This is a genomic window from Hephaestia caeni, from assembly GCF_003550065.1.
In the GTDB taxonomy this organism is placed as follows: domain Bacteria; phylum Pseudomonadota; class Alphaproteobacteria; order Sphingomonadales; family Sphingomonadaceae; genus Sphingomonas; species Sphingomonas caeni_A.
The window spans coordinates 1,634,924-1,655,442 of the sequence record NZ_QXDC01000002.1; the positions used below are offsets into that span (position 1 = coordinate 1,634,924).

The window sequence follows — 20,519 nt, forward strand, 5'->3', positions numbered from 1 at the left end:
CTTCCCGCTTACAGATTATAGCCCAGCCGGATGCCGACCGTGCGCGGCCTGAGCGTGCCGTAGCGGCTGGCGAGGAAGGCCTCGGGATGGACATAGGTGACCGAATGATCGTCGAACAGATTCTCGACATAAGCGGTCGCGGAAAGCTTGCCGCGCGTGATGCCGGCGTTCAACGTCACGTTGTTGTACGTATCGGTATAGTCATAGGTCGGGTTGACCACCCCCGGCTTGCCCGCGACATATTCGAACAGTCCGGGAAAGGAGCCGACATGCGCCACGTTGGCAGCTACCCAACCTTGCGTGCCGTTGCCGAGATCGAGCGCATAGCGCGCATAGGCCGACCCCTGGAAATGCGGTGAGGCGAGCCGCGCACGCAGCACCGCGCCCGAAATTGCCGCCTCCTGCGGCGTCAACTTGGTCACCTTGGCATCGTTGATCGATCCGTTGACCCCGATCGTCAGCCCGCTGGTCGGCACCGCGGTGATCTCGAATTCGAAGCCGCGGCTGCGCGCACCGCCGATATTGGTCGCGAACTGGACCGAATCGGACACGCGGTTGGCCTGGACCTGGATGTCGGTCCAGTCGATCAGATAGGCGGCGAGATTGGCGGTCAGCTTGCCGTTCAGCCAGCTTCCCTTGAGACCGACCTCATAGTTGACGATCTTGTCCGAATTCGCGCCATAGGGGATGACGATATCGCTCGGATCGACGACGCTGGCGAGCCCGGCGCGCGCGTTCACGATCGGTGTGCGGAAACCGGTCGCGACGGTCGCATAGGTCGTCAACGAGGATGACGGCTTATACGACGCACTGATCTTGTACGACAGCTTGTTGGCCGACACCTTGTCACCCGTCGCGGGCACCACCTCCGTCACCGCGAGCGGCCCTGTGTAAAGGGGGTTGAGCGCCGCCGCGAGATAGTTGCTGTTATAGCCCCAATCCTCGGTGAAGGCCTGCGCGTCGGTGCTGCCGTAGCGCAGACCACCCGTCAGCCAGACATCGTCTGCAAACCGGTAGGTCAGCTCACCGAACCCGGCGAGTTCGTGCGATATCGCGTGCGCGCCGAACCATTGATAGGTGTCGTTCGGCAAGCCCGTGAAGCCGCGCGCGGTGAGATACGTATCGGAGGAGCGATAGGCATAATCGACATCGCGGCGCTTGTAATAATAGAAGCCGCCGACCACCCAATCGAACCGCCCGCCGGGATCGGAAACGAGCCGCGCTTCCTGGACGAACAGCTTGTCATATGCCGATGCGTCGAGCCGGAAGGGGACCGTGAACGCAAAGGTGTTCGCAAGATCGACGAAGAACTTCTGGTTGAACCGCGACACGGTCGTCGAGCTGGTGAGATGTGCCCCGTTGAACTGATAATCGAGCGTGCCGTTGTAGATCGCGAGCTTACCCGAAAAGATGTCGGGCCGGTCCGAAATCCGCTTCTCGCGACCGAGTTGCGGCGCGGTAAGCGACGAGTCCTCGGGATAGCTGTCCTCATACGAGGCAAGCAGCTTGACCGCGAGGCGATCGGTCGGCTCCCAGAGCAAGGCCGCGCGGCCACCCCAATCCTTCAGCGTGTTCGAATTGTGAACGCCGGTGCCGATATTATCGAGATAGCCTTCCTCGTGGCGATAGAAACCGACCACGCGCAGCGCGAGCTGATCCGCGACCAGCGGTACGTTGACCATCGCGTTATAGCGCTGTCGAAACGAATCCGATCCGGTCAGCCCGAGATCGGCCAGCCCCGCCACGTCGAATTTGGTCAGATCGGGCTTCTTGGTGATGATCCGCACCGCGCCCGCAAGCGAGCCGGAACCGAACAGCGTGCCCTGCGGCCCGCGCAGGAACTCGACGCGCTCGACATCGAACAGATTGGGATCGATGATCGTCGAGTTGCCGTTCGCCGAAATCGGCAGCTCGTCGATATAGATCGCAACGGTGCCTTGCAGATTCGCGCCATAACCGTTGGTCGCGATGCCGCGCGCGGTGAAATTGTTGAAGTTTGCGGTCGGCTTGTTGATCACCACGCCCGGCGTGTTCTGCGCCAGCCCTTCATAGCCGACGATGCCCTTCTCGGTCAGGTCCGCCTGCGAGAAGGCGGTGACGCTGAGCGGCACATCCTGAAGGCGTTCGTTGCGGCGCGTCGCGGTGACGATGATGTCATTCGCACCCGTCCCCGCCCCGCTGCGGTCCTGCGCGTCGGATGACGCCGAAGCGTCGGAATCCTGTGCGGTCTGAGAAGATGCAGTCTGCGCCAGCGCGGTGCCCGATAACAGGATGAAGGCGGCCGCCGATGCGGACGCAAGAAGTCGAACCTTCATGCAATTCTCTCCCTCCCACGTGCCGGTCATGATCGCCGGCATGGTGCGGGTGATGGATCAAGAATCGTCGGGAGTCAACATTCACTATCGTGCGTGTGAATATAAAAGCGCGCCGGCGACAGGCTGGGCAGGTGCTCGACATCGAGTCCGTTCACGATCGGGTGTGGATAACGTTCTGGTCCGCGCCAGACGGCCGCTCAGCGGTTATGGGGACGCGCGAGCGAACTCCGCGAAATGCTGCACGCTCGGCGTCGGCTCGCGCGCGATGCTGCGCAACATATCCGGGAGAGTCACCCATCGTCGTCGCCGCTGGCGCGTCCCGCCGGCACAGCGCGTCGCGTCGTCAGCAGCTTCCTCCTGCTGCTGCGCGCGCGGGCTCGGAATCGGCCAATCCAGCCCGCAAAAGTGCCTTGTCGATTTTGCCGGTGACCGCGAGCGGCATCGCGGCGACGCGCACGATCGCATCGGGCAACCACCATTTGGCGACACGCCCTCGCAGCGCGCCGAGCAACGCGGCATCGCTGATGTCGACGCCCTTGCGCGGCTCGATCACCAGCACCGGCCGCTCGCCCCATTTGGCGTCCGCGCGGCCGACGACCGCCGCCAGCGCCACCTCGGGCAGCGCGCCGACGATCGCCTCGATCTCACCCGGGTTGATCCATTCGCCGCCCGATTTGATGAGATCCTTCACGCGGCCGGTGATGCTGACCATGCCGTCGCGATCGATGACCGCGAGATCGCCGGTGTCGAACCAGCCATCGGCATCGGCGGCCGGCTCGTCATGGCCGAAATAGCGGTCGACGACGCTCGCGCCGCGCGCGCGCAGCCGCCCCTCGCGGCCGCGCTGATCGGGCAACGGCGCGCCGTCGGCATCGGTGAGCAACAGATCGACCCCGATCGGCGGCCGACCCGATTGCGACGATCGCCGCACCGGGGCCGTCGGCGGGGTGACGGTGCCCAAAGGCGACAATTCGGTCATCCCCCAACTGGTCTGGATCGTGACTCCCAGCCGGCGCTCGAGCCGATCCATCAGCGCCTGCGGCACCGGCGATCCGCCGAGCATGATCCGTTCGAGCGACGGCACCTCGCCGCCCGTTTCATCGAGATGATCGGCGAGCCCGAGCCACACGGTCGCGACACCGACCGCGATGCTGACGCGCTCCGCATTGATCAGCCTGGCGAGGCTGGCGCCGTCCTGATGCCGGCCGGGCAGCACCAGCGTCGCGCCCACCGCCGGCCCCGCGAACGGCAACCCCCAGCCGTTGGCATGGAACATCGGCACCGCCACCAGCAGCACGTCGCGCGCGGTCACGCCCAGCACGTCGGTCTGAAGCTGGTGCAGCGTGTGCAGATAATTCGACCGGTGCGTGTAGGTGACACCCTTGGGCGCGCCGGTGGTGCCCGACGTGAAGCACAGACCCGCCGGCGCGGCTTCGTCGAACCCGCCCCAGGTCGTCGCCTCGCCATGTCGTTCGAGGAGATTGCCGTAGCGCCACACGCGAACCCGGCCGCCGTTCGGCAAACGCGCTGCGGCACCCGGCTCGTCGAGCACCACGATGTGCTCGATCGTGGCGCAAAGCGGCACCAGCGCCTCGGCCAGTTCCACCAGATCAGGGCTGACGACGAGCACACGGTTGGCCGCCTGCGCGATCATGCCGGCGAGATGCGCGGGCGACAGGCGCGGGTTGAGCGTGTGGCAGACGATGCCGATCCCCATCGCACCGTACCAGCATTCCATCTGCGCCTGGGTGTTCCAGGCAATGATGCCGAGATTGTCGCCGGGCGTAAGCCCAAGCGAACGAAACGCACCCGACAGCCGATTGCTGCGCTCACGCAGCGCAGCATAACCGATGCGCGTGCTGGCGCCTTCGCCACCGGTGACGACCTCGGTGGCGCCATGCCACTTGGCCGCGTGATCGATGAAGCGATCGAGCGTGAGCGCGTAATGCTGCATCGCGCCGGCACGATCGGCGACGGATATCTGGCGGTGATGGTCGGTCATGGCTGGAGCGGCTGGACGATTCCATCGCGCTTGAGCCGGCGGGCGAGCGCGAGATGCAGGGCGATCGCAATCAGATAGAACGGGATGAGACTGTAGAAAGCGAGCTGGAGCGAATTGTGCGGGTGGGCCGGATGAAACCAGTCGCTCGCCGCCCCCACCCAGGTGGGGCCGAGCCCGAGCCCGACCAGGTTCATCACCAGCAACAGCACCGCGCCCGCCAGCGTGCGCTGCCGCGCGGAGACCGAATTCTGCACCAGCGTCACCGCGGGCGTCAGGTAGAAATAATTGAGGAAGGTCGGCACCGCGAGGAAAGCGAGCGCCACCGGCCAGGTCGGCGCGTGGACGAAGCCGATGAAGAACGGCACCGCCAGCGCGAGCGCCAGCCCCGGCAGCAGGCCGAAAACCTGCGGCGCGCGGGCCGCGAAGCGATCGGTCAGCCGCCCCGACAGGAAGATGCCCGCGCTGACCCCCACCCCGAGCACCAGCGCATACCAGATCGCGATTTCGTCAAGCGTCATCGCCTTCTCGCGCATCAGGAACAAGGTGGTGAACCCCATCGTCCCGTAGGTGACGAACTGGGTGGCCGCTGCCGCGAGCGAGACGAGCGCGAGCGTCGGCCGCGTCGCGAACATCCGCAGCGTCGTCCAGAAACTCACCGCTTCTTCGGCAGGATCGGCGGTCGCAGCGTGCAGCACCGGCGCGTCGGTGGCCCCGCGCTTCGGCTCGCGAACCAGCGCCCACACCGCTGCGGCCGCGACCAGCCCGGCACCGCCGAGCAGCAGGAAAGCAAGCCGCCAATCATAAGCAGCGGCGATCATCGCGCCGAACGCCACGCCCAGCGCCTGCCCGATCGGCGGGCCAAGGTTGAACAGGCCCAGCGCCGTTCCGCGGCGCGACGCGGGGAAATAATCCGAAATGATCGAATAGGAGGGCGGCACGCCGCCCGCCTCGCCGATGCCAACGCTCATCCGCGCGATCGCGAGTTGGGGATAGGTATGCGCCATGCCGCAGGCGATCGTCGCCGCGCTCCACAAGGCGCAGGCGATCGTCAGCACGCGCACCCGGTTGCTGCGATCGGCCAGCCACGCGACCGGCACCGCTAGGATGCAGTAGAACAACGCAAAATAGAGCCCGCCCAACAATCCGAGTTGGCCGTCGCTGATCCCGAGATCGTCCTGGATCGGCTTCGCCAGGATCGACAGCAATTGCCGGTCGAGGAAATTGAGCACGTAGACGAAGCAGAGCAGCGCCAGCACGGCGAACGCATAGCGCTCGCTCCGCCCGCCGGGGGTCCGCATCGATGCCTGGTCGGTCGCCATGTCGTCATGCACCTCGATTGGGACGGTGGGCGCCGCACCCCCGGCCGGCCGAGGGGCGTGGTGCACTTCCGGTGGGTGAAGCCCGGCTAACCTTCGTCAGCCGAACCCTTGCAGATTGCCTGGATGCCGGCGGCCATGAAGGTCGCCATGTGCCGTTTGATCGATACGAAATCATCCGACGAGCACAGGCCATGCGACAGCTCGTCGAGCCGGCCGGTGCGCGACATGTTGTGCGTCATCGCGCCCGACACGAAATGATACGCCCAGAAGATCGTCTGCTCGTCGCAATCGGGCATCGCCTTCTTCAGCAGGTCGATCAGCGCCAGCACGACGGGGTTGAAGTAATTGGTCATCTTCTCGGCGCCCCAGCCCGCGGCGCTGTTCGCCTGCGCGGCGATCTTGCCGAACGCGGCCCATTGCGCCGGGTCTTCGATCTGCACATTGAGATCGGCATCGATCCATGCGTGCAGCGCGCCCTCCACGGTGATGGCGTCGCCCACCTTCTCGGCATAGAGCCGCATCGCCTCGAGCCGGTTGTGCACCGAAATCGGCGCCTTGCGCGCCCAGATCGCCTCGTAGATGCTTTCCTTGCCGTTGAAATGATAATGGATCAGCGTCGAGCTGACGCCGACGCGCGCGGCGACATCCTTCAGCGTGACGCCGTGATAGCCGTATTCGGCGAACAATTGTTCGGCGGCATCGAGGATGCGTTCAATCGAGGCTTCGCGGACACGCGCCTTGTGGTTGCGCGCGCGCGGGCGTTTGGGGGCCGGCGCTTGCGTCGGGGCGGCAGGATCGGTGGTGCTCATGGCGTCTCGGGCTGCCGTGTTGCGGCGGGCGCGTCAACGCCGCCATCGGGCATCGTCGCGGAAAAAGCGGAGAAGCCGATATCGAGCCGCCACCCGCGTCCCGCCCGGCGCCGCGCCGCGACCAGCGCATCGGCCCAGCCGAACGCAGCCGGCTGGAAGTCGCGCCGCGGGGACGGGTGATCGCCGATGTCGAGATAGCCCCACTCGTCCGCGGTGAAGCGCGGCCAATCGGGCTCGCCCGCCGCCACCGGGTCGCCGGTGCGGACGAACGAGGTCCAATACCCCATCATGGCGTCCGAAAGCTGCGATTCGGCGGGCGTCAGCGGCGGGCGCGGCCAGTTCGGGCCGAGTACCGCCGACGCGCCGACCTGGCCGAACACATATGGCAGTTCGCTGGCATGAAACGCCGCCAGATCGCGCGCGCGCTGCGCCGGCGTACTGTGGCGGAAATAGTAGAGATAGGCATTCTGCCCCGCCGCCGCCTGCTGCCGCACCACATATTGCGCGGCCCAGCCGTAGAGGCCGTCACGGATCGAGGCCATCACGTCGGCCTTCGGATCGGCGCCGGGATAGACGTTGAGATAGGCATCGGCCTGCGCACCGAAGCGCCGCCGCACATCGGCGACATAGGCCGCCTCGCTTTCGGGCGCCTTGGGCATCAGGAACGGAAGCGATCGGATCTCGCCCTCGTTGAAACCGGCGAGGACCGGCACTCTGGCTTGCTCCTCGCGCGCGAATGTCTCGGCAAGCTGCCGCGTGAGCACCACGCCGTCGATCACCGGTTCGGGTTGCCATCCGGTCGCGAGCCCCGCCTTGAACAGCGCCACCGGATCGGCGGCGCGCAGCCCGGCGGCGGTCGAGATGCCCGCTGCCTCGGCCAGCGCCGCGCCTGCCGTCTCGGCGGATGGCAGGCCGAGCGTCGCTTCGTGCAGCGCGCGATACGACGGCATGTAGCCGCTCTGGGTGATCGCCCTGTCAAACAATCCGCGCGCCATCGGGCTGGCGAGCAGCGCGATGACGCTCAATCCTCCGGCCGATTCCCCGGCGATCGTAACCTGTCCGGGATCGCCCCCGAACGCCGCAATGTTGCTTCGTACCCAGCGCAGCGCTTCGATCTGGTCGAGCAGCCCGTAATTGCCCGACACATGCTGCGGCGATTCGGCGCTCAACGCCGGGTGCGCCAGAAACCCCAGCAACCCGAGCCGATAATTGATCGAAACGACGACGATGCCCCGCTTCGCGAGCGCCGCGCCGTCGTACATCGGTTCCGAACTGCTGCCCCCCACCAGCGCGCCGCCGTGGATCCAGACCATGACCGGCAGCTTGCGCGCATCGGCGGGCGCCCAGACGTTGAGAGTCAGGCAATCCTCGCTGGACGAGGCCATGCTGCCGGCATAGATGCTCGTCGACGGCGATGGCGGCTGCGGGCACGCATGGCCGAACACGCTTGCATCGCGCACGCCCTTCCAGCCGCTCGCCGGAACGGGCGCGCGCCAGCGCAGGTTCCCCGTCGGCGGTTCGGCATAAGGAATCCCCTTATAGGCGACGATGCCGCCGCCCGGCTCGGCAACGCCTCGCAACGACCCCTGGGCGATATGGACCTGGGGCGAGGCGGCCCGCGTATCGGTCGGCGATCCGACGGCCGGCGCAACCGCGAGGCACAGGCCCGCGATCGCACTCCATATACGCGTCCGCCGCGCCAGCCGCCTGCTCGCGCGCGTCGAATTCACAGATTATACCCCAAGCGCACACCGAAGGTCCGCGGTCGCAGGATCGAATAGCGGCTGTACGTGAAGGCTTCGGGATGGATGTAGGTCACCGCCCGGCTGTTGGTGACATTCTCCATGTAGAAGGTCGTGCTCAGCCGGCCGATGCGGACACCGGTCTGTATGTTGATGTTGGTATAGGTATCGGTGTAATCGGTGAGCGGGCTCGGCGTGCCCGGCTGTCCCGGCGTGTTGGGAAAGCCGTTGGGAAACGACCCCACATGCTGCACCTGAAAGCTGGTGAAACCTGTGGCGCCGCTGGGCAGATCATAGCCGTAGCTGCCGAAGAAAGACCCCTGCAAGTGCGGTGATGCCAGGCGCGCGTTCTTCACCGCCCCCGAAATCGCGGCCTCCGATGCCGTCAGCTTGGTCACCTGGGCGTCGTTCAGTGAGCCGTTGAGCCCCAGCACCAGCCGGTCGATCGGGGTGACGGTGATTTCCGCCTCCAGCCCCTTGCTGACGGCCCGTCCGATATTGGTGGCGAACTGGATCGAATCCGATTGCCGGTTGGCCTGAACCTGGATGTTGCGCCAATCGATATAATAAGCAGCGAGGTTCGCGGTCAGCTTGCCGCCGAACCAGCGCCCCTTCGCGCCGATTTCATAATTGGTCAGGCTGTCCGAGCCGGCGCCTTCGGGAATGATGAGGTCGCTCGGGTCGACGGTGCTCGCGACGCCGGCGCGCGCGTTGTAGACCGGCGTGCGATAGCCGGTCGAAACGGTGGCGTAGGTCGTCAGGCTGTTCGACGGCTTGTAGCTCAGGCTCGCCTTCCATGATGCCTTCGCCGCCGACGGATAGTCGGTCGTCGATGCTGCGATCGGCGTCTGCGCGAGTTCGCCGGAAAACCCTCCCAGCACATAGGCGAAATACAGCGAGTTGAACCCGGCATGGACGTCCACCGTCGTGTCGTATTTACCGTAGCGAAGGCCGCCCGTCACCGACAGCTTGTCGGTCAAATGATAGGTAAGCTCCCCGAAGCCCGCGAGTTCGTACGACCGTGCGTCGCTACCGAACTGATAGAAGGTCGCGTCGGCAGGCAACCCGGTGAGCCCCCTTGCGGCGAGGAAGTCAGGCGTCGATGCCTGGCGCCCCTCGAGAAACATGTTGCGGTGCAGATAATAGCCGCCGACCGTCCAGTCGAACCGCCCCCCCGGATCGGAGACGAGCCGCGTTTCCTGGACGAAGGTTTTCCAGACACCGTGATCGAAAAGATTGAAGGGAACCGCCAGGCCGAACGTCCCGCCCAGATCGACTTCGAATAGCCCGTCCTGATACCCGTAGCTCGACGAGCTGGTCAGATGCGCGCCGTCGAACTGATAATCGAGAGTCGCGTTATAAAGCTGCGTCTTCGACGTGTAGAGATCGGGAATCGTGGTGTAGCGCTTGCGGTCCCCCAGTTCAGGCGTGATCAGCGACGCGTCTTCCGGGTGGCTGTTCTCATAGAGCGCCATCAGCCGGATGCTCAGCCGATCGGTGGGTTTCCACAGCAGGATCGCCCGCCCGCCCCAGTCCTTCAGCGTGTTGGAATTCTTGACGCCGGTGCCGATGTTGTCGACATAGCCTTCCTCGTTCCGATAGAAGCCGACGACGCGCAGGCCGAGCGTGTCGCTTGCCAGCGGAACGTTGATCATCCCGTTATAGCGCTGCCGAACGCCGCCGCCGTCGGGCGTCACGCCGATATCGGCCAGCCCGGACGCATCGAAGCCCGTCAGGTCTGGACTTTTCGTCAAGATACGCAGCGCGCCCGACAGCGATCCCGAGCCGAACAGCGTGCCCTGCGGCCCGCGCAGGAATTCCACCCGCTCGACATCGTAAAGATTGGGATCGAGCGTCACCGAATTGCCGATCGTGGTGAGCGGCAGCTCGTCGAGATAGACGGTGGTCGTGCTCTGCAACCCGGCCTGATAGCCGTTGGTCGAAATGCCGCGAGTGGTGATGCTGAGATTGTTGTCGCTGCGCCGGTCGAGCACCACGCCCGGCGTCTGGCGCGCGATCCCCTCATAGCTGACGATGCCCTTCTCGGTCAGGTCCGCCTGCGTGAAGGCGGTGATGCTGAGCGGCACATCCTGGAGCCGCTCGCTGCGGCGGGTAGCGGTGACGACGATGTCTGCGGGGTCGGTGTTCCGTGCAGGCGCGGCGTCTGCGGGACGATTCTCATCGGCAGGCGCGGTAATGGTCTGGGCGGCGGCAGGTGCGGCCGCGACGATCAATGCAACCAACGATGACGTGCAAGCCAAGCGGTTCATATCCCCTCCTTGTCGCTGCCGCGTCTTGATGACGCCGTCCTGCGATCGGTGGCGATAGTCGCACCATCGCGCCGGCGATGTCAATACTGACAGATGAGTCAGTCAGTATTGACATCGCCGGGTATCAATCATCCGTGCCACCGCCTACATCACCGGCATGGCCGATCCGTTGCCCGATCCGATCCCCGCCGCCACGCTGGTGCTGTTTCGCGAGACCGGCGCCGCACCGCCCGATCTGCTGTTCGTCGAGCGCGCCCGCACGATGGCGTTCGCTGCCGGCGCGATCGTCTTTCCCGGCGGGCGCGTCGATCCGGGCGACCGTGACCTCGCGCACGCGCTCGGCGGCGACGCGGACGACATGGCCGCGCGCATCGCGGCGGTTCGCGAGACTATCGAGGAGGCGGGGATCGCGGTCGGCCTCGATCGGCTGCCCGATCCCGATGCGCTCGACCGGCTGCGTTCGGGCCTGAACGCGCACGGTTCCTTCGCCGATCTGCTCGCCGACGAGGGGCTAGCGCTCGATCCCGAGGCGCTCATTCCCTTCGCGCGCTGGTGCCCGCGCCTCGCGCACGTCCGGATCTTCGATACGCGCTTCTATGTGGCGCGCCTGCCCGACGGCGCCCCCGATCCTGTCGTCGATGCGACCGAAAATGTTCGCGCCTTTTGGCGTGGCGCCGCCGACATGCTCGACGATGTCGCCGCCGGCGCCGCGCGCGCGATCTTCCCCACGCGCCGGAATCTCGAGCGGCTGGCCGGGTTTGCGAGCTTCGGCGATGCGGTGGCGAATGCACGCGCTTTCCCGGTCCGCACCGTCGCGCCGTGGACCGAGACACGCGATGGCGACCCGCATCTCTGCATTCCCGACGATCTCGGCTATCCGGTCACCGCCGAACCGCTGGCGAGCGCGATGCGCGGATGATCACGCTCTAGTTGGCGAGCGGCGCGGTATCGATCTTTTCGACCCAGCTCGGGAAGAACGCGGGTTCGCGCGTCGACCATCCCGATGCAGTTGCGGCTGCCTCGCTGATCGACTGGAGCAGGACGCGTCGCAGATCGGGGTGGAGATGCGGCAACGCCGCCGCCGCGCAGAACGCCGCGGGCAGCCACGGCCGCGCATCGGCGCCCAACAGGCGCTCGTAAAGGAAGCGATAGGCCGAAAAGCTCGTCAGGCGCCCCTGCCCCAGATCGAACGCGCTTACCGTCACCAGCGGCGCCATGAACGGTTCGACCGCATCGAGGCCGCTGTCGTCGGGGATCATCACGCGCAGTTCGGGTAGACGATCGTAGAGCCGCGCCTGCGCCCGGATGCTTGCCGCCTCGACGACGTCGCGCGACCAGCGTGCCAGCGCGTCCTCGCGATCGAGCCCGATGTCGAGCGCGCGCCGCACATAACGCTGCGTCGCCGCGCTGAAGCTCGCGAACTCTTTCATTTCGGCCAGCGCCATCGCGCCTCTGGCCTGCTTCATCCGTGATCCCATAGCGTCACCCCGCCCGATCAGATACCGGCAGAGTATGCGCGTTCATGGTTAACGTGGCCCTTAACGCACGCGTCGGCCGATATTCAGGAAGGAATCACAGAAGCCGGGGCATGGCAACAAGCGTTGCGATGAACGGTGGATCGAAGCCGGGATTTGCGGATCGCTGCGGCCCCGACGCAACAAGCCGTGCCGGCCGCCCCATCGCGCCGGCGCGGCGACAGAGTCATTTGCCCTTGGCGCGCTTGCGCTCGGCCTCCTCGTCGTAGCCCGACGACGGCGCCGGCTCGTGCCGGTGGACCGGCTGCGTCGAGGACGGCGGATCGGAGGCATCCATCGACTGGTCGAGCGCGGTATCGAGCCGCGCCTCCTTGCTCTCGGGATTGCGTTCGAGGCGGCGGGCGATCGATTCGTCCTGCCCGGCGTCGCGCTCGCGCCCGTGGCGAGCGTTCGCGGCCGCATCGGGATCGGCGCGCGTTCCCGCCTTGCCGCTCGTCGCCTTCTTGCCGGTCGTATCGTCGCTCATCACTGCTCTCCTGGTTGTCGAAGAAGAACGAGCGACACCCACCGGCGTTCCTCGGGGCTGCACGCATGAAAAAGGCCCGGCAGTCGCCTGCCGGGCCTTTCCCGATGTATTCCCAAGCCGGATCAGCCGCGATTGCTGCCGAACAGGCGCAGGAGGAACAGGAACATATTGATGAAGTCGAGGTACAGGCTCAGCGCCGCCATGATGACGACACGGCCTTCCAACTCGGTACCGGCGACCTGCGCGTACATGCTCTTGGTGCGCTGCGTGTCATACGCCGTCAGGCCCGCAAACAGCAGCACGCCGATGAAGCTCACCACCAGATCGAGTGCGCTCGATTGGAGGAACAGGTTGACGAGCATGGCGACGATCAGGCCGACCACGCCCATGATGAGGAAGGTCCCCATCGCGGACAGATCCTTCTTGGTCGTGTAACCATAGAGGCTCAGCCCGGCGAACGCCGCGGCGGTGGCGAAGAACGCCTGCGCGATCGAGGTGCCCGAATACTGAAGGAACACGGTCGAGAGCGACAGGCCCATGAAGACCGCGAAGCCCCAGAACATGAGCTGCAAGGTGCTCGTCTTCATGCGCGCCTGGCCGAAGCTCATCGCGAACACGAAGCCGAGCGGCGCGAGCATGATGACCCAAGCCAGCGGCCCGCCGCTCATGATGATATTCGCGGCCGGCGAATCCACGCCACCGCGGGCGAACAGCATCGCGACGATGCCCGTCAGCAGCACGCCCGAGGTCATGTAGTTATAGACCGACAGCATGTACGAACGCAGGCCCGCGTCATACGCTTCGGTCTGGATACCGGCGGCCGTCCGGTAGGGCGCGGCGCTCTGCCGGGGGTCGGACCAGTTTGCCATTCGTAAAACTCCTTTGCCCGGCATTAATGCCGGATAAGCCGAATATCGTCGGTCGGCCGCCGCTTTTCAAGCAAAACCGGTTGTGTCGAAATCCACCCGACCTATGCTTCGATACGCCATGCACCGCCTCTTCGTCGGCCTCCGACCGCCTCCCGAGATTCGTGCCGTGCTACTCGCGGCGGTGGGCGGCGTGCGCGCAGCGCGGTGGCAGGACGACGAGCAGCTTCACCTGACCTTGCGCTTCATCGGCGAGGTCGATCGCCCGATCGCCGAGGACGTGGCCGCCGCGCTGGGCAGCGTCCATGCGCCGCCGATCACCGCCGCGATCGCCGGCGTCGGCCGCTTCGAGAAGCGCGGGCGCACCGACGCGATGTGGGCGGGTGTTGCGCCCGGCGATGCGCTTGCCGCACTTCACGCCAAGGTCGATCGCGCGCTCGTCCGGCTGGGGCTCGAGCCCGAACGCCGCGCCTATCTGCCCCACATCACGCTTGCCCGCCTGCCGCGCGCCAGCGGCAGCGAGCACGAGGTCGAGCGTTTCCTCGCCGATCGCGCCGGGCTCGCGAGCCCGTCGTTCACCCTCACCCACCTGACGCTGTTCGAAAGCCGGCTGGGCCAGGAAGGTGCCCGCTACACCGCCGTGGCGCGCTGGCCGCTGGGTTGAGAGGCTGTTTGAGAAATCGTGGAAGGGGCGATTTCCGGTTGCGGCACCGGCCCGCTCCCCCACCCGGCCACCCATAGGATACTAGCGTTGGGTGGCCGGGTGGGGGAGCAGGCCGGTGCCGCAGCGCGCAAAAAAGCAGCCAAAGGTTAGGCGAAGGTTAGGCCAAAACGCTCACCCGGAGCCTGACACCTTACATCGATCCATCCGTGTTCCAGACCCGTTCGTTCCCGGACTTGACCGGGGTTGTCGAAGCACCGCAAGCGACCACCGGGCCTATCGCAGAACGGCCCCCTTCGACTGCCTGCTAAGGCAGGCGCTCAGGACAGGCTTCGACAAGCTCAGGGCGAACGGATCAACGTTAACGTCATCGTCCTCTCATCGAACCGGGAGAGCGGTGCGCACCATCGCGCGTGAGCACGAGCAGACAGGAACGATAGCAGAACATCCGTCTGTAGGACAGCGCGCATTGCTGCCTCACGCCACAGGCAGGCTATAGTCCTTGAACTGCGCGCGCAGCGCGGTCTTGAGCAGCTTTCCCGTCGCCGTATGCGGCAGATCGTCGACGAAGACGATCTCGTCCGGCAACCACCATTTGGCGACGCGCGCGGCCAGATGCTCGCGGATCTGCGCGGCCGTCACCTCGCTGCCCTTGGCGCGGACGACGACCAGCAGCGGCCGTTCGTCCCATTTGGGATGTGCGATGCCGATCGCCGCGGCCTCGGCGACGCCGGGACACCCGACCGCGACATTTTCAAGCTCGACCGAACTGATCCATTCGCCGCCCGATTTGATCACGTCCTTCGATCGATCGGTGATCTGCATCGTGCCGTCGGGATGCAGCACGGCGACGTCGCCGGTGTCGAACCAGCCTTCATCGTCGAGGCAATCGCCGCTGTCGTCCTGGAAATAGCGTTTGACGACCCACGGCCCGCGCACCTCCAGCCGGCCCGCGCTCACGCCGTCGCGGGGCAGCACGACGCCCGCGTCGTCGACGATGCGCAATTCGACCCCGAACGGCACCCGTCCCTGTTTCGACACCTGATCGAGCTGCTGTTCGAACGAGAGATCGTCCCAATCGGGGCTGCGCGCGCCCATCGTGCCGATCGGCGACGTCTCGGTCATTCCCCAGGCATGGTTGACGCGCACGCCCATCCGCATCAGCCGTTCGATCATTGCACGCGGCGCGGCCGATCCGCCGATCGTCACCAGATCGAGATGCGCCGGCGCGCGGCCGGTGGCATCGATATGCTGGAACATCGCCATCCACACCGTCGGCACGCCCGCCGAATGCGTAACCTTCTCGTCATTCATAAGGTCGCACAGCACCTGCGCGTCGTTGACCGCCGAGAACACGAACTTCACGCCCACTACCGCGCCGGCAAAGGGCAGCCCCCAGGCGGCGGCGTGGAACATCGGCACCACGGGCAGTACCACCGATCGGGTATCGAGATCGAACACCGCGGGCTGGATCTCGGCGAGCGCGTGGAGCACCGACGATCGGTGCGAATAGAGCACGCCCTTGGGATTGCCCGTGGTGCCGCTGGTGTAGCAGAGCATGCACGGATCGCGTTCGTCGCCCTCGACCCAGGCGTAATCGCCGTCCTCGGCATCGACGAGCGCGCGGAAGCCGGCGGCGCCGTCATCATCCATGACGATATAATGTTCGATCGAGGTCCAGCGCGCGCGCAGCCGGTCGACGATCGGCTGGAAGGCGCGATCGTAGAGCAGCACGCGATCCTCGGCATGGTTGGCGATATAGGCGAGCTGATCGTCGAACAGCCGCGGATTGATCGTGTGGATGATCCCGCCCATGCCGATCGCCCCATACCAGGCGGCGAGGTGATGGCCGTGGTTCATCGCCAGCGTCGCGATCCGGTCGCCGGGCTTGCACCCCAGCCTTTCAAGCGCTTGCGCGAGCTTCCTTGCATCGGACGCGATCCCGGCCCAATCGGTCCGGCTTTCGCGTCCATCGGCCCAGCGCGTCACGATTTCGCGATGCGCATGTTCGCGCGCGGCATGATCGAGCAGACGCGGCACGCGCAGCTCGAAATCCTGCATGGCTCCCAGCATATCCTCCCCTCCCGCCCCTCGACGGCGAGGGGTCAGCCCGCCAGCGCAAGCCTCGCTTCGGAGGTCTTGAACACCAGCGCCGCGATACCGTGCATTGCTTCGAGGTCGCCCGCAAGTTCCGTATCGAGCAGGAAATCGCGGCCGAGCAGCACGGTGGCCGATCCGCCGCCGGGCAGCGAGGTGCGTACCCGGATTTCGCCGCGCCCACCGCGAGCACCCGCCACCAACTCGGCAAGCTGGCGGATCACCGCCGGGTCATCGATCACGCACTCGATCGTCATCCGCGCCGTCGTCGCCAGGCTGGCGAACGGCTGGAGGCGCTTCACCGTCACGCGCGGGGTTTCTTCACCTGCGCGGCGATCGAGTTCGACCGTCAGCAGGCCGCAGCCGCCGCTCTTCGCCGCCGCCTCCAGATCGGCGGCGACCGCATCGTCGAAACAGGTCGCGATGAACTGCCCGGTCGCGTCGGACAGCGTCGCCATCAGATAGCGCCGGCCGCGCGCCGAGGTGCGCCAGCGCGCGTCCTCGACCAGCGCCGCCATCGTCGCGCCGGTGCGCTGCCCCTCGGCGATCGGCAATTCGCCCAGCGCGGCATAATTGCGCGCGCCGTGCATTTTGGCGAGCAGCCGGTGCCGATCGACCGGATGCGCCGAGAAGTAGAAGCCGAACGCCTCCTTCTCCTGCTCCATCCGCTCGGCCAGCGTCCAGCGCGCGGTGGCCAGCGGCCTGATCTCGGCTTCCGCGACCGCGCCTTCGCCGCCGAACAGGCCGCCCTGCCCGCTTGCGCGCTGTTCGTGGAGCCGCGCAGCGGTGGCGAGCACCGTCTCGGCGACCGCGGCGATGCCCGGCCGGTTGGGATCGATCGAATCGAACGCCCCGCCCGCCGCCAGCGTTTCGAGCTGGCGTTTGTTGAGCAGCCTTGGGTCGACGCGCCGCGCGAGATCGCTGAGCGAGGTGAACGGGCCGCCCGCGCGGCGTTCGGCGACGAGTTCCTCCATCGCCCGCTCGCCCACGCCCTTGAGCGCGGCGAGGGCGTAGCGGACGGTAAATGTTTGCCCCTCCCCTTCAGGGGAGGGGTTGGGGGTGGGGGATGTCTCACCGAGCGCATCGCCTGCGGCACTCCCCCTCCCCAACCCCTCCCCTGAAGGAGAGGGGCTTGAAGCAGTGGTCGCCTCCACCGAAAAATCCGCCTCGCTCGCGTTGAGATCGGGGGCGAGGCAGGCGACGCCGAGGCGCCGCATATCGTCCACGAACACGCTCAATTTGTCGGTCAGCGCCATGTCGAAGCTCATCGACGCGGCGTAGAATTCGGGCGCGTGATGCGCCTTGAGCCACGCCGTCTGGTAGGTGAGCAGCGCGTAGGCGGCGGCGTGCGACTTGTTGAAACCGTAACCGGCGAACTTGTCGATCAAATCGAACAATTCGTTGGCCTTGGCCTCGGGAATATCGTTGGTTTTCGCGCACCCTTCGACGAAGATCGCGCGCTGCGCGTCCATCTCGGCCTTGATCTTCTTGCCCATCGCGCGGCGCAGCAGATCGGCGCCGCCGAGCGAATAGCCCGCCAGGATCTGCGCGGCCTGCATCACCTGTTCCTGATAGACGAAGATGCCGTAGGTTTCCTTGAGGATGCCTTCGAGCAGCGGGTGCGGGTATTCGATCTCCTCATGGCCGTTCTTGCGGCGGCCGAACATCGGGATATTGTCCATCGGCCCCGGCCGATAGAGCGCGTTGAGCGCGATGATATCCTCGAACACCGTCGGCTTCACCGCCGAGAGCGTACGGCGCATCCCTTCCGATTCGACCTGGAACACCCCCACCGTATCGCCGCGCTGGAGCAGCGCGAACACCTTGGGATCGTCCCACGACAGCGCTTCGAGATCGACAGCGATCCCGCGTTTGGCAAGCAGCTCGACCGCCATCTTGAGCACCGACAGCGTCTTGAGCCCGAGGAAGTCGAACTTCACCAGCCCCGCGCCCTCGACATATTTCATGTCGAACTGCGTCACCGGCATGTCCGACCGCGGATCGCGATAGAGCGGCACCAGCTCGCTCAGCGGGCGATCGCCGATGACGACGCCCGCGGCATGGGTCGAGCTGTGGCGCGGCAGGCCTTCGAGCTTCATCGCGAGATCGAGCAGGTGCCGGACGCCTTCGTCGCCCTTATATTCGGCCGCCAGTTCGCTCACCCCGTTGAGCGCGCGTTCGAGTGTCCACGGATCCGCGGGTAGATTGGGGACCAGTTTGGCGAGCCGATCGACCTGGCCGTAGCTCATCTGAAGCACGCGGCCGGTATCCTTGAGCACCGCGCGCGCCTTCAGCTTTCCGAAGGTGATGATCTGCGCGACCTGATCGCGGCCGTATTTCTCCTGGACGTAGCGGATCACCTCGCCACGCCGGGTTTCGCAGAAATCGATGTCGAAATCGGGCATCGACACGCGCTCGGGGTTGAGGAAGCGCTCGAACAGCAGCCCGAGCTTCAAGGGATCGAGATCGGTGATCGTGAGCGACCAGGCAACCACCGACCCCGCGCCGGAGCCACGCCCCGGCCCCACCGGAATATCGTGATCCTTCGCCCATTTGATGAAATCGGCAACGATCAGGAAATAGCCGGGAAAGCCCATCTGAATGATGATCCCGACCTCGAATTCCAGGCGCGTGAAATAGGCCTCACGTTCCTCGGGCGTGAGCGGCTGGCCCGCGAGCGCCTCGATCTTGGCGAGCCGCATCTCGAGCCCGGCGCGCGCATCCTCGCGCAACTTGGCCGCCTCGCCCTCGCGATCGCCCGCGAGGCTCGGCAGGATCGGTTTGCGCCGGGGCGCCGCCACCGCGCAGCGTTGCGCAACGACCATCGTATTGGCGATCGCCTCGGGCAGATCGGCGAACAGCTCGCGCATCTCACGCGCGGGCTTCATCCACGCATCGGGCGAGGACCGAGGCCGATCGTCGCTCGCGACGTAACTCGAACTGGCGATGCACAGCAGCGCATCATGCGCCTCGCTGAAATCCTTGTCGGCGAAACAGCATGGATTGGTCGCGACCAGCGGCAGGCCGCGATCATAGGCGAGATCGAGCAGCAGCGGCTCGGCGCGGCCTTCGATCTCATCGAGCCGGCGGGTCAGCTCGACATAGAGCCGGTCGCCGAACAACGCCTGCAACCGATCGGCATAGGCCAGCGCGCGATCGTGCTGTTCCTCGGCGAACAGGCGGGCAAGCGCACCTTCCCGACCCGCGGTGAGCGCGATCAGCCCTTGGGTGTGCCCTTGCAGGTCGTCGAACGACACATGCGCGGGCTGCTCGATCGGCCGGTCGAGATGCGCGCGGCTGACGAGCGCGCAGAGATTGTCGTATCCGGTCTTGTCCTGCGCGTAGAGCGCGAGCCAGTCGAGCGGCGCCTCGACGCCCTCGGGCATGTCGGGCCGGCACACGCCCAGCATCGTGCCGATGATCGGCTGAACCCCCGACGCCTTGCACGCGTCGGAAAACGCCATCGCCGCATAGAGCCCGTTGCGATCGGTCAGCGCGGCCGCCGGGAAACCCATTTCCTGCGCGCGCTTGGCGATCTGCTTCGGCTCGATCGCCCCGTCGAGCATCGTATAGGACGAAAAGATGCGAAGCGGGACGAAGGCGGAATGGGGCATGGCCGGCACTATGCAGGCTGATGCCGATTCGGGGAACCGTGTTCGGCCACCCGCCCCCCGTGGAACCTGTGGATGATCCGCGTCGTTGGCGTCGTAACAGGGAGGGGACGATCGATGGACGACACGATGACACACGACGCGCCGCCGATGGGCGCCGGCTGGGGCTGGCTGCTCGCCTACGGCATCCTCTCGTTGATCCTCGGCGTGGCGGCGTTCGTCTGGCCCTTCTCCGCAACGATCGCCGCGACCTTGATCATCGGCGCGTTCTTCATCGCGACGGGGCTCGTCTCGATCGGCGCCGGGATTTTCGGCGGCATCCGCGAGGGGCGCGGCTATGCGATCGCCTTCGGCGCCGTCTCGGTGATCATCGGCGCGATCATGGCGTTCGAGCCGATGACAGGGGCGCTGTCGCTCACCTTGCTCGTCGTCTTCTGGCTGGGCTTGCGCGGCCTGCTCGAACTCGCCTGGGCGATCCACTCGCCGGTGCATCGCGGCTGGATGATCGCGCTCGGCATCCTCAACCTGTTGCTCGCGCTGCTGGTGCTGGCGACGATCTCATGGTCGTCGATGACCTTGCCGGGCTATATCCTGGGGCTGAGCTTCCTGTTCGCCGGCGTCGCCGAGGTCACCCGCGCGCTCGCCCACCGCAAGGGCGCGCAGGTATTTTAGAGTGCGATGACTTTACCTTGATCCGTTCGCCCTGAGCTTGTCGAAGCCTGTCCTGAGCGCCTGCCTTAGCAGGCAGTCGAAGGGGGCCGTTCTGCGATGGGCCCGCTGATCGCTTGCGGCGCGGAGGACGGTGCTTCGACAACCCCGGATCAAG

General features: G+C 66.1%; 14 protein-coding genes. 3 read left to right on the plus strand and 11 right to left on the minus strand.

Annotated features, from left to right (window positions below):
- Positions 1 to 8: 8 nt before the first annotated feature.
- The 6 genes from DFR49_RS07600 to DFR49_RS07625 all read right to left on the minus strand — a co-directional run bounded on the left by DFR49_RS07600 (position 9) and on the right by DFR49_RS07625 (position 10,457).
- Positions 9 to 2,315: a TonB-dependent receptor gene (locus DFR49_RS07600; RefSeq protein WP_119035350.1), complete on the minus strand. Its 2,307-nt coding sequence runs from the start codon at positions 2,313 to 2,315 to the stop codon at positions 9 to 11.
- A 343-nt stretch (positions 2,316 to 2,658) separates the two neighbouring features.
- Positions 2,659 to 4,317 carry an AMP-binding protein gene (locus tag DFR49_RS07605; RefSeq protein ID WP_245968286.1) on the minus strand — a complete coding sequence of 553 codons (1,659 nt, stop codon included), beginning with the start codon at positions 4,315 to 4,317 and terminating at the stop codon, positions 2,659 to 2,661.
- Positions 4,314 to 5,636 (minus strand): spinster family MFS transporter, encoded by a 1,323-nt coding sequence (locus DFR49_RS07610; RefSeq protein WP_119035008.1) that lies wholly within the window; start codon positions 5,634 to 5,636, stop codon positions 4,314 to 4,316. The genes DFR49_RS07605 and DFR49_RS07610 overlap by 4 nt, the downstream gene beginning before the upstream one ends.
- A gap of 86 nt (positions 5,637 to 5,722) precedes the next feature.
- Positions 5,723 to 6,445: a TetR/AcrR family transcriptional regulator gene (locus DFR49_RS07615; RefSeq protein WP_119035009.1), complete on the minus strand. Its 723-nt coding sequence runs from the start codon at positions 6,443 to 6,445 to the stop codon at positions 5,723 to 5,725.
- Positions 6,442 to 8,175 (minus strand): carboxylesterase/lipase family protein, encoded by a 1,734-nt coding sequence (locus tag DFR49_RS07620; protein ID WP_211325818.1) that lies wholly within the window; start codon positions 8,173 to 8,175, stop codon positions 6,442 to 6,444. Before DFR49_RS07620 ends, DFR49_RS07615 begins: the two co-directional genes overlap by 4 nt.
- Positions 8,172 to 10,457 carry a TonB-dependent receptor gene (locus DFR49_RS07625; RefSeq protein WP_119035010.1) on the minus strand — a complete coding sequence of 762 codons (2,286 nt, stop codon included), beginning with the start codon at positions 10,455 to 10,457 and terminating at the stop codon, positions 8,172 to 8,174. Before DFR49_RS07625 ends, DFR49_RS07620 begins: the two co-directional genes overlap by 4 nt.
- A gap of 157 nt (positions 10,458 to 10,614) precedes the next feature.
- Between DFR49_RS07625 and DFR49_RS07630 the strand changes: the two genes are divergently transcribed.
- Entirely contained in the window at positions 10,615 to 11,376 is a 762-nt protein-coding gene (locus DFR49_RS07630; protein WP_119035011.1) for an NUDIX hydrolase, read from the plus strand.
- A gap of 7 nt (positions 11,377 to 11,383) precedes the next feature.
- Here DFR49_RS07630 and DFR49_RS07635 read toward each other — a convergent pair whose 3' ends face one another.
- The 3 genes from DFR49_RS07635 to DFR49_RS07645 all read right to left on the minus strand — a co-directional run bounded on the left by DFR49_RS07635 (position 11,384) and on the right by DFR49_RS07645 (position 13,327).
- Positions 11,384 to 11,935, minus strand: a complete 552-nt coding sequence (locus tag DFR49_RS07635; protein ID WP_119035012.1) for a hypothetical protein — start codon at positions 11,933 to 11,935, stop codon at positions 11,384 to 11,386.
- Between the two features lie 223 nt (positions 11,936 to 12,158).
- Entirely contained in the window at positions 12,159 to 12,458 is a 300-nt protein-coding gene (locus DFR49_RS07640) for a hypothetical protein (RefSeq protein ID WP_119035013.1), read from the minus strand.
- Positions 12,459 to 12,580: 122 nt separating this feature from the next.
- A complete protein-coding gene (locus tag DFR49_RS07645; protein ID WP_119035014.1) occupies positions 12,581 to 13,327 on the minus strand; it encodes a Bax inhibitor-1/YccA family protein in 747 nt (248 codons plus the stop codon).
- A gap of 118 nt (positions 13,328 to 13,445) precedes the next feature.
- Here DFR49_RS07645 and thpR point away from each other — a divergent pair, with 118 nt between their 5' ends.
- A complete protein-coding gene (thpR, locus tag DFR49_RS07650; RefSeq protein ID WP_119035015.1) occupies positions 13,446 to 13,988 on the plus strand; it encodes an RNA 2',3'-cyclic phosphodiesterase in 543 nt (180 codons plus the stop codon).
- Positions 13,989 to 14,462: 474 nt separating this feature from the next.
- Here thpR and DFR49_RS07655 read toward each other — a convergent pair whose 3' ends face one another.
- Both DFR49_RS07655 and dnaE read right to left on the minus strand, forming a co-directional pair.
- Complete coding sequence (locus DFR49_RS07655; protein WP_119035016.1) at positions 14,463 to 16,058, minus strand: long-chain fatty acid--CoA ligase; 1,596 nt, start codon at positions 16,056 to 16,058, stop codon at positions 14,463 to 14,465.
- A 32-nt stretch (positions 16,059 to 16,090) separates the two neighbouring features.
- Positions 16,091 to 19,696, minus strand: a complete 3,606-nt coding sequence (dnaE, locus tag DFR49_RS07660; RefSeq protein ID WP_119035017.1) for a DNA polymerase III subunit alpha — start codon at positions 19,694 to 19,696, stop codon at positions 16,091 to 16,093.
- 114 nt (positions 19,697 to 19,810) lie between these two features.
- Between dnaE and DFR49_RS07665 the strand changes: the two genes are divergently transcribed.
- A complete protein-coding gene (locus DFR49_RS07665) occupies positions 19,811 to 20,365 on the plus strand; it encodes an HdeD family acid-resistance protein (protein WP_119035018.1) in 555 nt (184 codons plus the stop codon).
- Positions 20,366 to 20,519 lie beyond the last annotated feature (154 nt).

Bases quoted from the DNA above. Each gene is read 5' to 3' on its own strand.
- DFR49_RS07600 (WP_119035350.1), bottom strand. From the start codon at position 2,315: ATGAAGGTTCGACTTCTTGCGTCCGCATCGGCGGCCGCCTTCATCCTG.
- DFR49_RS07605 (WP_245968286.1), bottom strand. From the start codon at position 4,317: ATGACCGACCATCACCGCCAGATATCCGTCGCCGATCGTGCCGGCGCG.
- DFR49_RS07610 (WP_119035008.1), bottom strand. From the start codon at position 5,636: ATGGCGACCGACCAGGCATCGATGCGGACCCCCGGCGGGCGGAGCGAG.
- DFR49_RS07615 (WP_119035009.1), bottom strand. From the start codon at position 6,445: ATGAGCACCACCGATCCTGCCGCCCCGACGCAAGCGCCGGCCCCCAAA.
- DFR49_RS07625 (WP_119035010.1), bottom strand. From the start codon at position 10,457: ATGAACCGCTTGGCTTGCACGTCATCGTTGGTTGCATTGATCGTCGCG.
- DFR49_RS07630 (WP_119035011.1), top strand. From the start codon at position 10,615: ATGGCCGATCCGTTGCCCGATCCGATCCCCGCCGCCACGCTGGTGCTG.
- DFR49_RS07635 (WP_119035012.1), bottom strand. From the start codon at position 11,935: ATGGGATCACGGATGAAGCAGGCCAGAGGCGCGATGGCGCTGGCCGAA.
- DFR49_RS07640 (WP_119035013.1), bottom strand. From the start codon at position 12,458: ATGAGCGACGATACGACCGGCAAGAAGGCGACGAGCGGCAAGGCGGGA.
- DFR49_RS07645 (WP_119035014.1), bottom strand. From the start codon at position 13,327: ATGGCAAACTGGTCCGACCCCCGGCAGAGCGCCGCGCCCTACCGGACG.
- thpR (WP_119035015.1), top strand. From the start codon at position 13,446: ATGCACCGCCTCTTCGTCGGCCTCCGACCGCCTCCCGAGATTCGTGCC.
- DFR49_RS07655 (WP_119035016.1), bottom strand. From the start codon at position 16,058: ATGCTGGGAGCCATGCAGGATTTCGAGCTGCGCGTGCCGCGTCTGCTC.
- dnaE (WP_119035017.1), bottom strand. From the start codon at position 19,696: ATGCCCCATTCCGCCTTCGTCCCGCTTCGCATCTTTTCGTCCTATACG.
- DFR49_RS07665 (WP_119035018.1), top strand. From the start codon at position 19,811: ATGGACGACACGATGACACACGACGCGCCGCCGATGGGCGCCGGCTGG.